This window comes from Blastococcus sp. SYSU DS0616, assembly GCF_054051015.1.
Genome location: NZ_JBJHAJ010000019.1, coordinates 63428 through 77396, shown reverse-complemented (window position 1 = coordinate 77396; position 13969 = coordinate 63428). Strand labels below are relative to the sequence as shown.

The window sequence follows — 13969 nt, the reverse complement described above, 5'->3', positions numbered from 1 at the left end:
GGGTCCTGGCTCACTGTCGACGGTGAGCCAGGACCCCGGCAGGTGAGCCAGGACGTCGCTCAGAGCCCGAGTTCGGCGCGGATCTCGTCGCCGTGCTGGCCGGGCCGCGGAACGCTGCCGACGGCGCCCGGCGTGCGGGAGAACCGGGGGGCCACCTCGGGCTGCCGCACCCCGTCGACCTCGACGAACACCCCCCGCTCGCGGTTGTGCCGGTCCTCGGTCGCCTCCAGCAGCGACCAGACCGGCGCGACGCAGGCATCCGTGCCCTCGAACACCGACCACCACTCGGCGCGGGTGCGGGAGGCGAAGACCCCGGCGAACCGCTCCCGCAGCGCCGGCCACTGCCGGGGATCCTCGCGGCGCGGCAGCGTCTCGTCCCCGGCGAGCCCGAGGCCCTCGAGCAGCGCGGCGTAGAACTGCTCCTCCAGCGCGCCGACGGCGAGGAACTGGCCGTCGGCGCAGCGGTAGACGTCGTAGAAAGGCGCCCCGGTGTCCAGGAGGTTGCGGCCGCGGCGGTCGGTCCACACCCCGGCGTCCAGCATCCCGTGGATCATCGTGGTCAGGACGGCGGTGCCGTCGACGATCGCCGCGTCGACCACCTGCCCCTCCCCCGTGGCCCGGGCGTGCAGCAGCGCGGCGAGCGCACCGAGCGCCAGGAACACTCCCCCGCCCCCGAAGTCGCCGAGCAGGTTCAGCGGTGGGGCCGGGCGCTCGTCCGGGCGCCCGCTGGCGCCCAGCGCGCCGGTCAGCGCGATGTAGCCGATGTCGTGGCCGGCGCTGTGCGCGAGCGGCCCGGTCTGCCCCCAGCCGGTCATCCGGCCGTAGACGAGCGCGGGGTGCTCCCCCAGCAGCTCGTCCGGTCCCAGCCCCAGACGCTCCATCACGCCCGGGCGGAACCCCTCCAGCAGGACGTCGGCCCGCCGCACGAGGGCGCGCACCACGCCGACGTCGTCCGGGTCCTTGAGGTCGAGGGCGATCGAGCGCTTGCCGCGGTCGAGCAGCGAGGTCGCGCCCAGCGAGCCCAGCAGTCCCCCGCGGTCGCCCTTGCGGTCGATGCGGACGACGTCGGCACCGAGGTCGGCCAGCAGCATCCCGCAGAACGGACCGGGCCCGAGCCCGGCGAACTCGACGACCCGCACACCTTCCAGCGGTCCCACGGCGTCCTCCCCTGCTCCGGGCCGCGCTCGTGCGACCCTCCCGGAGGCATGCTGCCCGACGCCGCACCCGGGAGGAGAGCCTGGTCACATGGCCTACCTGCTCGCTGCCCTGGGCGGCGCGCTGGGTGCCCTCGCCCGCTGGGCGGTGGCGGAGGCGCTCCCGCCGTCCCCCGCCGGCCTGCCCTGGGCCACCCTCGGCGTGAACGTGACCGGCTGTCTGCTCCTCGGCGCGCTGGCGGCCGTCCTGGTGGCGCGGGCCCCGGGCTCCCCCTGGGCCCGCCCGTTCCTGGGCGTGGGCGTGCTCGGCGGCTTCACCACGTACTCGACCTTCGCGGTGGAGGTGGTGCGGCTGGTGGAGTCCGGCGCGGTCGGCACCGCGCTGTCCTACGTCGCCCTCTCGGTGCTCGGCGGCGTCATCGCCGCGGCCGCTGGGACGCTGGCCGGCCGCACCCTCGCCGGAGGGCCCCGGTGACGCCGTGGCTGGTGGTCGCGGGCGCCCTGGTCGGCGCGCCGCTGCGCCTGCTGGCCGAGCGGGTCGCCGTGGCCCGCCGCGGAACCGGCAGCGTGCTGGGCACCTTCACCGTGAACGTGGCGGGCAGCGCACTGCTCGGCGTGCTCCTCGGGACCGCCACCGCCCCGGCGTGGGTCGTCGCGCTGGTGGGCGTCGGCCTGTGCGGCACCCTCACCACGTTCTCGACGTTCGGCACCGAGGTGGTCCGGCTCGCGGAGGCCCGCGCCCCCCTCCGCGCCGTGGGCTACGTCGCCGCGACCGTGCTGGTGGGACTGGCGGCCGCGGCGGGCGGGTACGTGCTCGGCCGGGTGATCTGAGCGGCCCCGCGCAGCGGGACGGGCCGGTGCTGGATAGGGTCAGGGCGGTATGGCGGAGAACACGGAGCAGAGGGTCGGGGCCGACAGCCCCGTCGTCGTGGTCGCCAACCGGCTGCCGGTCGACCAGGTCACCGATCCCGACGGCAGCACCCGGTGGCAGCGGAGCCCCGGCGGGCTGGTCACGGCGCTCGAGCCGTTCGTCGCCGGGCGCGGTGGCGCGTGGGTCGGCTGGTCCGGGTCCGCCGGCGAGGCGCCCGAGCCCTTCGAGTCCGGTGGCATGTCGCTGATCCCCGTCGAGCTCAGCGAGGAGGAGGTCGACCGCTACTACGAGGGCATGTCGAACGCCTCGCTGTGGCCGCTGTACCACGACGTGGTCGAGAAGCCCGAGTACCACCGCGCCTGGTGGGACACCTACGTGCAGGTCAACAAGCGGTTCGCCGAGCGCACCGCGGCGGTGGCGGCCGAGGGCGCCATCGTCTGGGTGCACGACTACCAGCTGCAGCTGGTGCCGGCGATGCTGCGCCAGGTCCGGCCGGACCTGACCATCGGCTTCTTCCTGCACATCCCGTTCCCGCCCTACGAGCTGTTCACCCAGCTCCCCTGGCGGTCGGCCATCGTGGAGGGCCTGCTCGGCGCGGATCTGGTCGGTTTCCAGCGCCCGTCGGCGGCCGTGAACTTCGTGCAGCTTGCCCGGCGGCTGCACGACCTGAGCTGCAAGCGCGATCAGATCGAGTACGACGGCCGCACGGTGGTGGCCAAGGCCTTCCCGATCTCCATCGACGTCCGGGGCTTCGACGAGCTCGCCTCCTCGCCGGAGGTGCTCGCCCGGGCGAAGGAGATCCGCGCCGAGCTCGGCAACCCGGACAAGATCATCCTGGGTGTCGACCGGCTGGACTACACCAAGGGCATCAGCGTCCGGCTCAACGCGTTCCAGGAGCTCCTCGAGGACGGTGCGATCGAGGCGCCGGACACGGTGCTGGTGCAGGTCGCGACGCCGAGTCGGGAGCGCGTCGAGCACTACGTGCACATGCGGGAGACGATCGAGCAGCAGGTCGGCCACATCAACGGCGTCTTCGGGTCCATCGCCGGCCCGGCCGTCCACTACTTCAACCAGTCGATGCCGCGCGAGGAGCTCGCCGCGCTCTACCGGGCCGCCGACGTCATGCTCGTGACCCCCTACCGCGACGGCATGAACCTGGTGGCCAAGGAGTACGTCGCGGCGCGCGGTGATCTCCGTGGCGCGCTGGTGCTGTCGGAGTTCGCCGGGGCGGCGGCGGAGCTGCGGCAGGCCTTCCTGGTCAACCCGCACGACATCGCCAGCGTCAAGACGCAGCTGGTCCGGGCGCTGCGCATCGAGCCGGCCGAGGCGGCCAAGCGGATGCGGACCATGCGCCGGCACCTGTTCCGCAACGACCTGGACCACTGGGCCAGTTCGTTCTTCGAGGCGCTGCGGGGCCAGGCGTGACCTCCCCCGGCCTCGACGAGGCGCTGACGGCGCTCGCCGCACGCCGACCGCTGCTGGTGGCCAGCGACTACGACGGCGTCCTCGCCCGACTGCGCGACGACCCGGCGGCGGCCGTCCCGGAGCCCGGCGTGGCCGAGGCGCTGGCGCGGCTGGCGGCGGCCGACGGCGTCACGGTGGCCCTGGTCAGCGGTCGCGGGGTGGAGGACCTGCGCCGGACCAGCGGCCTGTCCGGTCCCTTCCGCTGGATCGGCAGCCACGGGGCGGAGTTCGACGGCCCCCTCGCCGGCGCGGACGCCGGTCGGCGGGACGAGCTCGCCGGGGTGCTGCGGCCGCTGGTCGAGAGCACGCCCGGCGCCCGGCTGGAGATCAAGCCGGCCAGCGTCGCCGTCCACGTGCGGCAGGTGGCCGATCGCACCCGAGCGGCCGAGCTGCTGGAACAGGCCCGCCGGGCGGTGGATCCGTCACTGACGCTCAAGCCGGGCAAGGACGTCCTCGAGGTCGCCGTCACCGACGCGCACAAGGGCGCCGCGCTGCAGCGGCTCGTCGGCGAGCTGGGTGCCCGGGCGGCGCTGTACCTGGGCGACGACGTCACCGACGAGGACGCGTTCCGGGCGCTGCGGCCGGATGACCTGACGGTCAAGGTCGGCGACGGCGAGACAGCCGCCCGCCACCGCGTGACCGGGCCCGAGGACGTGGTGGGCCTCCTCGGGGCGCTCGCCGACCGCCTGGGCTGAGCCCGCTCCGTCTCCGTGTCGCACCGCGCGGCGCGCGGCCGGACCGCTGCCCGGCGGTCACCGGGCCCTGGGGTGTCGACATGCCCGCAATACCCTTCCTCGAAATGCGGGAATGGACCTGGCACGCGACGACGAGCGTCTCGGGATTGTCGATGAATCGCGTGCCGGAGTCGCTGACCCGGCGATGGCATAACGATGTGCAATCCGCTGCGGAACGGTGCTCTGCGACCTGGGTGGAGTCACCACAATGAGCGAGCCGCCACACCGGCGGGCACCTCTCCCCCAGGACGGTCCAGCGTGCACGCACCACTCCCCTCCCCCGGTACCCGGCGGCGTGCCGGGTGGTTCGCCGACCGCCCCCTGGCGGTGAAGTTCGGCATCCTGATCGGTGTCGTCGTGACCGCCTTCGCGGGGCTGCTGTCCGCGGTCCTGGTCGGCAATGCGACGGTGCACGACGCGAACGCCGAGCTGCAGCGCCTCAACGAGGCCGAGGAGCTGGTGCTCCAGCTCGACACCCGGGCCAGCGAGCTGAAGGTGGACGGCTTCAAGACGCTCGTCCGGGAGGACCCCCAGGCCCAGCGCGCGGAGCTCGCCGAGGACATCGCCACGCCCGAGGGCATGCTGGCCGAGCTCGCCACGATCCGCCTCAGCGGCCGGGCGGCCGACTCGGTGGCCGGCCTGTCCGAGAGCTTCGAGGCCTACACCGATGCCATCTCCGCGTGGGTGGACCTGGCCGTCGCCGACCCCGCCGCGATGCGGCCGCGCTGGGAGGAGATCCAGCAGGCGAACGACCTGACCGACGGCGCCGTCAGCGAGGCCAAGGACGTCCTGGGGACCGAGAGCGACGCCGCGCAGGTCCGGCTCGACGAGGCGCTGGCGCGGGCGGCGGTCGTGGCGGAGATCGCGGCCGCCGTCGGCGTCCTGGTGATCATCGGGATCAGCGTGCTGACGCTGCGCTCGGTCACCCGGCCGGTCCAGCGGGTCAAGCAGTCCCTGGACGCCCTCGCGACGGGCGACATGACCGTGGACACCGGGGTCTCCTCCCGGGACGAGGTCGGCCAGATGGCGGCCGCGCTCGACACCGCCCGGGCCAGCCTGCGGGGTGTGCTCACCTCGGTCGCCGACTCGGCGAACGCCGTCGCGGCGTCGTCGGAGGAGCTGTCGGCCTCCTCGGCGCAGATCGCGGCGGGTGCGGAGGAGACCTCGACGCAGTCCGGGGTGGTGGCCTCGGCGGCCGAGGAGGTCTCCCGCAGCGTGGAGACGGTCGCCGCGGGTGCGGAGCAGATGGGCGCCTCGATCCGGGAGATCGCCAGCAACGCGGCGGAGGCCAGCGAGGTGGCGGCGCGTGCGGTGACGGCGGCGGAGACGACGACGGCGACGGTGGCGAAGCTGGGGGAGTCCTCGGCGGAGATCGGCAACGTCGTCAAGGTGATCACCTCGATCGCCGAGCAGACCAACCTGCTGGCGCTCAACGCCACCATCGAGGCCGCGCGGGCCGGTGAGGCCGGCAAGGGCTTCGCGGTGGTCGCGAACGAGGTGAAGGAGCTGGCCCAGGAGACGGCGAAGGCGACCGAGGACATCGCCCGCCGGGTGCAGGCGATCCAGGGCGACACGACGGCTGCGGTGACCGCGATCGAGGAGATCAGCACGATCGTCGCGCAGATCTCCGACCGGCAGACCACCATCGCGTCCGCGGTGGAGGAGCAGACGGCGACGACGAACGAGATGTCACGATCGGTGCAGGAGGCCGCCGGCGGCACCGGCGAGATCGCGGCCAACATCACCGGGGTCTCCTCCGCGGCCGACTCGACCACCCAGGCGCTGACCCAGACGCGGGTCGCCGTGGACGAGCTGTCCCGGATGGCGGCGGACCTGCGGACCACCGTGGGGCGCTTCGTCTACTGACGCACCGCCGGCGACTCCCCGAGGCGGGGGGCTTCCGACCATTCCGGTCGGGCGCCCCCCGCCTCTCCTCGTGCTCGGGTCGACAAATCTGCCGGCCTGAGAATGGTCACCCGGGCATTTTCCGCGGCACGCGCGACACGGACTTCTTCAACGTTGAGAAACCGATCGGTCGGGTGACGATCTGCTCGCACCGAACGCACTCCGAACCCCCGGGGCAGGGCAGTCGGCCCGCCCGCTCGAGAACGAGGAAGCCTCGCCATGTCCGCACCACGGCCCGACGCAACACGTCGGCACTGGTACCGCGACCGCGGTATCGGGACACGGATCTTCGCGGTCTGCGCCGCCCTCCTGCTGGGCATGCTGGCCGCCACGGTCACCGGCATCACCGGCACCCAGCGCGTCGCCGATCTGCACGCCGAGGCGCGCGACGCGGTCGCTGCGCAGCGCGTCGTGGAGGGGGCGCGCTACGACCTGCTCTGGGCCGCCAACTGGCAGAACATCACCGCCTGGAAGGCGCGGGTCGAGGGCGGCGCCGTGGCCGCGGCTGCCGATGGCGACAACGTCGCCGCCTACCGCGACGGCGCGACCGGCTTCGAGGCCCTCTTCGACCTGGACCGCGACCAGCTGGACGCCGACGCCGAGGCCAGCCTCGAGGTGATCGAGCGGAACTGGGCGCTGATGAGCGACTACAACGAGCAGATCTTCCTGCTGTGGCAGCAGGGGCGCCTCGACGAGGGCGACGCCCTCTCGCAGGGCGAGAAGTGGGACGTCTTCTACGTCCTCGACCAGGCGATGGTGGAGCTGGTCGCGTCGGTCGACGCCCGGGTCGCGGAGTCCGAGGCCGCGGTCGCCGACGCACGCAGCGAGACGCTGACGGTCTCCCTGGTCGTCTCCGGCCTGGCGTTCGTGCTCGGTGGCGCCCTGGCGCTGCTCGTCTCCCGCAGCATCACCGGCGGGGTCCAGGAGGTCAAGGCCGGGCTCGAGCGGCTGGCCGCACGCGACCTGACCACCCGGCTGGCGGTGCGCGGCCGTGACGAGATCGGTCAGATGGCCACGGCGCTCAACACCGCCGCCGACGCGATGGCGACCACCATCGCCGACATCGTCTCCTCGGCGGACGCGGTCGCGGCCAGCTCGGAGGAGCTGAGCGCCTCCTCGGCGCAGATCGCGGCCTCGGCCGAGGAGACCAGCGCCCAGTCGGGTGTGGTGTCCGGTGCGGCGGAGGAGGTGTCGCGCAGCGTGGAGACGGTCGCGGCCGGTGCGGAGCAGATGGGTGCCTCGATCCGGGAGATCGCGTCCAACGCGGCGGAGGCCAGCGAGGTGGCGGCTCGTGCGGTGACGGCGGCGGAGACGACGACGGCGACGGTGGCGAAGCTGGGGGAGTCCTCGGCCGAGATCGGCAACGTCGTCAAGGTCATCACGAGCATCGCGGAGCAGACGAACCTGCTCGCCCTGAACGCGACCATCGAGGCCGCGCGGGCCGGGGAGGCCGGCAAGGGCTTCGCGGTGGTCGCGAACGAGGTGAAGGAGCTGGCGCAGGAGACGGCGAAGGCGACCGAGGACATCGCCCGCCGGGTGCAGGCGATCCAGGGCGACACCACGGCCGCGGTCGCCGCGATCGGGGAGATCTCCTCGATCGTCGCGCAGATCTCCGACCGGCAGACCACCATCGCCAGTGCGGTGGAGGAGCAGACGGCGACGACCAGCGAGATGTCGCGGTCGGTGCAGGAGGCCGCCGGCGGCACCGGGCAGATCGCGGAGAACATCACAAGTGTCTCCACGGCCGCGGACGCCACGACCCAGGCGCTGACCCAGACCCGCACCGCTGTGGACGAGCTGTCCCGGATGGCCGCCGACCTGCGCAGCACCGTCGGGACGTTCAGCTACTAGCAGGACCCCCGTCCCGCCTCATCTATCGCACGCCCGGGGTGAGGCGGGACGGAGGCCGCCGAGGGGCGCTCGACCAACGGTCGGGCGCCCCTCGGCGCGTGTCCGGAAAATGGCGCCCCTTGCGGGACGTCGCACAGGTGAGCGCCCGCTGTCGACAATGGTGGAATGTCGCCATCGCGACCGAGTCGACTCGTTGACTCCGTTTCCAAATCGTTGTGTCCGCCATTTCCCAACACGCACAAAAAGGCTCGACACCTGACAGTTCGTGGCCTTAGCTTCTCCGCAGCAACCGAAAGCGGTGGCGGATTCGTCCGTCGTCCGTCGTCCGTCTCCGGATCGGGTTGCACTCGGATCCCTCTCCAGAACGGACTTCTCCCATGGCACATGTCGCGCGCCGCGCGCTCGGCCGGATGTCGGTATCCGCCAAGATCCTCAGCTCCGTCTCGGTCGCGGTCGTCGCCGGCATCGCCGTCGGCACCGTGGGTTGGAGCTCCCTCGGCGATGCCGCCGACAAGGCCGACGCCACCTACCGGGAGAGCACCCAGGCGCTCGTGCAGGTCGAGGAGATGCGCTCGCAGCTGCTGACCCTCCAGCTCAACCAGACGGCCCTGCTGCTGCCGAACGTCAGCCAGGAGAACGCCACGACGTGGGCCGCGGGCGCCACGGCGGCCGCCGAGGCGTTCGGCGCGGCCGGTTCCGCCTACCTCGGCACGGCGCCCGCCGCCGAGCAGCGGGCCCTGGCCGAGCAGTCCCTGGACACCTACGGCACCTGGGGCGAGGTCTACGCCCAGACGCGGCAGGCCTACAGCGCCGGCGACGCCGCCGCGGCCGGCACGCTGTACGCGCAGTCCTCGAAGCTCATGGACCAGCTGACCGGGGAGATCGACCAGCTCCTGGCCTCCGAGATCTCCGAGGCGAGCTCCTCCGCCGCCGCGGTCGCCGACACCAGCGAGCGGGCGCGGACGCTCGTCATCGCCCTGCTGGCCATCGGCTCGGCCATCGCCCTCGCGGTGGGCTTCTTCGTCGCGCGCGGCATCCGCCGGAACCTGGAGAAGGTGCAGCACGTGATCCAGGGCCTGGCCGAGGGGGACCTCACCCGGCAGACCGGTGTCCAGCAGTCCGACGAGATCGGGCGGATGGCCACCGCTCTCGACGAGGCCCAGGAGTCCCTGCGCGCCGTGATGGCCTCCGTCGTCGCCTCGGCGGACGCGGTCGCGGCCAGCTCGGAGGAGCTGAGCGCGTCGTCGGCGGAGATCTCGACGTCGGCGCAGGAGACCTCCGCCCAGTCGGGTGTGGTGGCCTCGGCGGCCGACGAGGTGTCGCGGAACGTGCAGACGGTCGCGGCCGGCGCGGAGCAGATGGGTGCCTCGATCCGGGAGATCGCCAGCAACGCGGCGGAGGCCAGCGAGGTGGCGGCTCGTGCGGTGACGGCGGCGGAGACGACGACGGCGACGGTGGCGAAGCTGGGGGAGTCCTCGGCGGAGATCGGCAACGTGGTGAAGGTGATCACGAGCATCGCGGAGCAGACGAACCTGCTGGCGTTGAACGCCACGATCGAGGCGGCGCGGGCGGGTGAGGCCGGCAAGGGCTTCGCGGTGGTGGCGAACGAGGTGAAGGAGCTGGCGCAGGAGACGGCGAAGGCGACCGAGGACATCGCCCGCCGGGTGCAGGCGATCCAGGGCGACACCACGGCGGCGGTGGCCGCGATCGGGGAGATCTCCTCGATCGTCGCGCAGATCTCCGACCGGCAGACCACCATCGCCAGTGCGGTGGAGGAGCAGACCGCCACGACGAACGAGATGTCCCGATCGGTGCAGGAGGCCGCTGACGGCACCGGGCAGATCGCGGCGAACATCTCCAACGTCTCGGGTGCGGCGGACTCCACCACGCAGTCGCTGACCCAGACCCGCACCGCTGTCGACGAGCTGTCCCGGATGGCCGCCGACCTGCGTAGCACCGTCGGGAAGTTCAGCTACTGATCCCCGGCGGCCGCACCGGCCGCACCCTGATCCGAGAGCGCACGGCCGGCCGGCCGTGCGCTCTCGGCGTTCTGCGCGCACCCATGCCACCGGTCGGTGGACCTGCGCAGCCGGGTGGGCGAAAGTGCCATGTCGACACGAGAAATGCGATGGGCGGACGTTCTCGTCCGGTGCCGAGACACGCGCCATCAAACGCTCAACCGGTGTTTCTGGACCGTTTACATTCTTGTCCTCGTCACAGCGCGGACCGACCGCGGTGGCGCGCATTCAGCAATCCATCTCCTTTCCGTTCGGAGCACCATGTCCGCTCTTCCTGCATCCCACCGCCGGAGCCCCTCCGGCTGGTTCACCAGCCGGCCGCTGGCGGTGAAGATCGGCGCCGCCCTAGGCGTCCTCGCCGTGGTCGCCATCGCCCTGACCGGGCTCGCCGTGCAGCGGCTGGGCAGCCTGGCGGAGTCCGGGGACCATCTGTACGGCGACTCGATCGTCCCGCTGAACAAGCTGGCCGAGGTGCAGCGCACGTTCCAGGGGGACCGTGCGCGCAACAACATCTACGGCTTCGTCGCCCCGGCCGCCCGGGCGGAGCTCGACGCCACGCTGCTCGAGCGCCGCGAGCAGCTCGAGCGGGAGCAGGAGGCCTACGTCGAGACCCTCAACGACCCCGCGGACTTCGCCGCGGTGGCCGAAAGCATCGATGCGTACTACGCCGTCGTCGACGAGCAGCTGCACCCGGCTGCGCGGGCCGGCGACGTCGCGACCGTCCAGCGGCTGGTGTCGGGTGAGCTGGCGCAGGCGGGCCGGGCGCTGTCCGACGCCTTCGGCGCCGAGCAGGAGCGCCAGGCTGCCGACGCGCAGCGCGACGCCGCGGCCGGTGACGACCTCGCGGCCTCGGCGACCGTCTTCCTGTGGACCGCGCTGGCCGTCGGCATCGCCGTCGCGTCCGCCCTGGCCGCGTGGGTGGTCCGCCAGATCGTCCGGACCGTCCGCTCCGTCCAGGCCTCGCTCGAGGCCCTCGCCGAGGGCGACCTGACCGTCCGCCCCGAGGTCACCTCGGGTGACGAGCTCGGTCGTATGGCGCAGGCGCTCTCCGCTGCCCAGGACAACCTGCGGGAGGTGCTGGCGGGCGTCGGTGCCTCGGCGGATGCGGTGGCGGCGTCGTCGGAGGAGCTGAGCGCGTCGTCGGCGCAGATCTCGGCGGGTGCGGAGGAGACCGCGGCGCAGTCGGGTGTGGTGTCCGGTGCCGCGGAGGAGGTGTCCCGCAGCGTGCAGACGGTGGCCGCGGGCGCGGAGCAGATGGGTGCCTCGATCCGGGAGATCGCGCAGAACGCGAACGAGGCGGCACGGGTGGCCGCGGCGGCGGTGAGCGAGGCCGAGACGACGACGACGACGATCACCAGGCTGGGGGAGTCCAGCAAGGAGATCGGCGACGTGGTGAAGGTGATCACGAGCATCGCGGAGCAGACGAACCTGCTGGCGCTGAACGCCACGATCGAGGCCGCGCGGGCCGGTGAGGCCGGCAAGGGCTTCGCGGTGGTGGCCAACGAGGTGAAGGAGCTGGCGCAGGAGACGGCGAAGGCGACCGAGGACATCGCCCGCCGCGTGGAGGCGATCCAGGGCGACACCGGGGGCGCGGTCGCGGCGATCGGGCGGATCAGCGAGGTGATCGCCCAGATCAACGACTACCAGACGACGATCGCCTCGGCGGTGGAGGAGCAGACGGCGACGACCAGCGAGATGTCGCGGTCGGTGCAGGAGGCCGCCGGTGGCACGACGCAGATCGCGGAGAACATCTCCGGGGTCTCGACGGCCGCGGACTCCACGACGCAGGCGCTGACCCAGACCCGCACCGCCGTGGACGAGCTGTCACGGATGGCCGCCGACCTGCGCACCACCGTCGGGAGGTTCACCTACTGACCTGACGCGAGCTTCCCCCGGCCGGGCCGGGTGGTGACCCCTTCCCCGGTCGCCACCCGGCCCGCGTCGTTCCTGGACGGGTGCCCGGGTGGGCGAGGGCTCGGCGGTGCCGCCGTCCGCGCCGGGGCGGCTCGGCAAATTCTCGTCAAGTCGACACGGGAAATGCGATTGCCGGCCATTCTCGGCGATGCCGTGCGACACGTCGATGATTGGTGCAACGTCAATCTTGGAAGTGTCCTAACATTTTGCTCGTCGCCTCGGCCCTACGTGTCGGCCGCGCCTCCACCGAGGTGTTTCGTTCGCTTCCCGACGAAGTCCTCGGCCCACCCCGCTGCCCTATTCCTGGAGAACCGTCATGTCCGCCGCCGCTCGTTCCACTCATGCCACCGGGCCCTCCCGCTCACCGCTCTCCTGGTGGGGTGACCGATCGGTGAAGACCAAGGTCCTCACGACCGTCTCGGCCGCGGGCGTCGTCGCCGGCGCCATCGGGGTGCTCGGACTCCAGGCACTCAGCGCGTCCGCCACGGCGGCGGATCAGCTGTACGAGGACAACCTCCTGGGCGTCGCGGCCGCCGCCGACATGGACGGGTTGCTCGGTGACATGCGCGTCAACCTGCGCGACACGGTCCTCGGCACGGATACGGCGGCCAAGATCGCCGACATCGACAACCTGAGCGCCGAGCTCCAGGCCGTCGTCGCGGAGTACCGCGCCGGGACCAGCGCACCGGAGAAGCTCGACATCCTCGATGGGGTCGACGCCGACATCAGCAGCTACGTCGCCTTCCAGAAGGACGTCCTCGTCCCCTACGCGCAGAAGCAGGACTTCGCCAGCTGGATGAGCGCGAACGCGGAGCAGGGGGCGCCGCTCGCCGAGAAGATGGGCGGCGGCATCCAGGCGCTACGGGACATGGAGGCCGAGGAGGCGAGCCAGGCGGCCGCCGCGATCCGCAGCGAGTACGAGAGTCAGCGCGTCGTGTCGATCATCATCATGGTCGTCGGGATCGCCCTGGCGCTGGCGGGGGGCCTCTACGTCGCCACGGGCATCGCCCGCTCCACCCGCAAGGTGCAGGACGTCGCGACCGGCCTGGCCGCTGGTGACCTGACGCGCTCCAGTGGCCTGACCACCAAGGACGAGCTGGGCCGGATGGGCCAGGCGCTGGACTCCGCGGTGACCGACCTCCGGGCGGTGATGGCCTCGGTCGTCGGGTCGGCGGACGCGGTCGCGGCTTCCTCCGAGGAGCTGAGCGCTTCGTCGGCGCAGATCTCGGCCGGTGCCGAGGAGACCTCCGCACAGTCGGGCGTGGTTTCCACCGCCGCCGAGGAGGTCAGCCGCAACGTGCAGACCGTCGCCGCCGGCGCGGAGCAGATGGGCGCTTCGATCCGGGAGATCGCCAGCAACGCGGCGGAGGCCAGCGACGTCGCCACCCGCGCGGTGCAGGCCGCCGAGACCACCACGGCCACGGTCGCCAAGCTGGGGGAGTCCTCGGCGGAGATCGGCAACGTCGTCAAGGTGATCACGAGCATCGCGGAGCAGACGAACCTGCTCGCCCTGAACGCCACCATCGAGGCCGCCCGCGCGGGTGAGGCCGGCAAGGGCTTCGCCGTGGTGGCGAACGAGGTGAAGGAGCTGGCGCAGGAGACGGCGAAGGCGACCGAGGACATCGCCCGGCGCGTGCAGGCCATTCAGGGCGACACGACGGCCGCGGTGACCGCGATCGGGGAGATCTCCACGATCGTCGCGCAGATCTCCGACCGGCAGACCACCATCGCCTCGGCGGTGGAGGAGCAGACGGCCACCACCAACGAGATGTCCCGCTCGGTGCAGGAGGCGGCCAGCGGATCCACGCAGATCGCCGAGAACATCACCGGCGTCTCGTCCGCCGCGGACTCCACCACCCAGGCGCTGGGCCAGACCCGCATCGCCGTCGACGAGCTGTCCCGGATGGCCGCCGACCTGCGCACCACCGTCGGCCGCTTCACCTACTGAGGAGCCCCCGTCCACTCACTCCTCGCAGGCTTCGGGGTGGGCCTCCGGACGGGGCCTGCGCCGGGCCGGCCCACGTGCCGGCCCGGCGCCCCCCCGGCTGGGGGGTCGGT

The 13969-nt window shown here is 72.6% G+C and carries 10 protein-coding genes; 9 read left to right on the top strand and 1 reads right to left on the bottom strand.

The window, feature by feature from the left end:
- Positions 1–59: 59 nt before the first annotated feature.
- Positions 60–1157, bottom strand: a complete 1098-nt coding sequence (locus ACI79K_RS14750) for a CaiB/BaiF CoA transferase family protein (protein WP_456590147.1) — start codon at positions 1155–1157, stop codon at positions 60–62.
- Positions 1158–1245: 88 nt separating this feature from the next.
- Between ACI79K_RS14750 and crcB the strand changes: the two genes are divergently transcribed.
- From crcB to ACI79K_RS14705, 9 genes are all read left to right on the top strand, one after another.
- Complete coding sequence (gene crcB, locus ACI79K_RS14745) at positions 1246–1629, top strand: fluoride efflux transporter CrcB (protein WP_456590148.1); 384 nt, start codon at positions 1246–1248, stop codon at positions 1627–1629.
- Positions 1626–1985, top strand: coding sequence for a fluoride efflux transporter FluC (locus ACI79K_RS14740; protein WP_456590149.1), 360 nt, complete (start codon positions 1626–1628; stop codon positions 1983–1985). Before crcB ends, ACI79K_RS14740 begins: the two co-directional genes overlap by 4 nt.
- A gap of 49 nt (positions 1986–2034) precedes the next feature.
- Positions 2035–3450, top strand: coding sequence for an alpha,alpha-trehalose-phosphate synthase (UDP-forming) (locus ACI79K_RS14735; protein WP_456590150.1), 1416 nt, complete (start codon positions 2035–2037; stop codon positions 3448–3450).
- Positions 3447–4184, top strand: a complete 738-nt coding sequence (gene otsB, locus ACI79K_RS14730) for a trehalose-phosphatase (protein ID WP_456590151.1) — start codon at positions 3447–3449, stop codon at positions 4182–4184. Before ACI79K_RS14735 ends, otsB begins: the two co-directional genes overlap by 4 nt.
- 297 nt (positions 4185–4481) lie before the next feature.
- Positions 4482–6089, top strand: a complete 1608-nt coding sequence (locus ACI79K_RS14725; RefSeq protein WP_456600051.1) for a methyl-accepting chemotaxis protein — start codon at positions 4482–4484, stop codon at positions 6087–6089.
- Between the two features lie 258 nt (positions 6090–6347).
- Positions 6348–7979 (top strand): methyl-accepting chemotaxis protein, encoded by a 1632-nt coding sequence (locus ACI79K_RS14720; protein WP_456600050.1) that lies wholly within the window; start codon positions 6348–6350, stop codon positions 7977–7979.
- A 377-nt stretch (positions 7980–8356) separates the two neighbouring features.
- On the top strand, positions 8357–9958 hold the full coding sequence (locus ACI79K_RS14715; protein WP_456600049.1) for a methyl-accepting chemotaxis protein: 1602 nt from the start codon (positions 8357–8359) through the stop codon (positions 9956–9958).
- A 300-nt stretch (positions 9959–10258) separates the two neighbouring features.
- Positions 10259–11872: a methyl-accepting chemotaxis protein gene (locus ACI79K_RS14710; protein ID WP_456600048.1), complete on the top strand. Its 1614-nt coding sequence runs from the start codon at positions 10259–10261 to the stop codon at positions 11870–11872.
- 430 nt (positions 11873–12302) lie between these two features.
- Positions 12303–13859 carry a methyl-accepting chemotaxis protein gene (locus tag ACI79K_RS14705; RefSeq protein WP_456590156.1) on the top strand — a complete coding sequence of 519 codons (1557 nt, stop codon included), beginning with the start codon at positions 12303–12305 and terminating at the stop codon, positions 13857–13859.
- Positions 13860–13969: the final 110 nt, after the last annotated feature.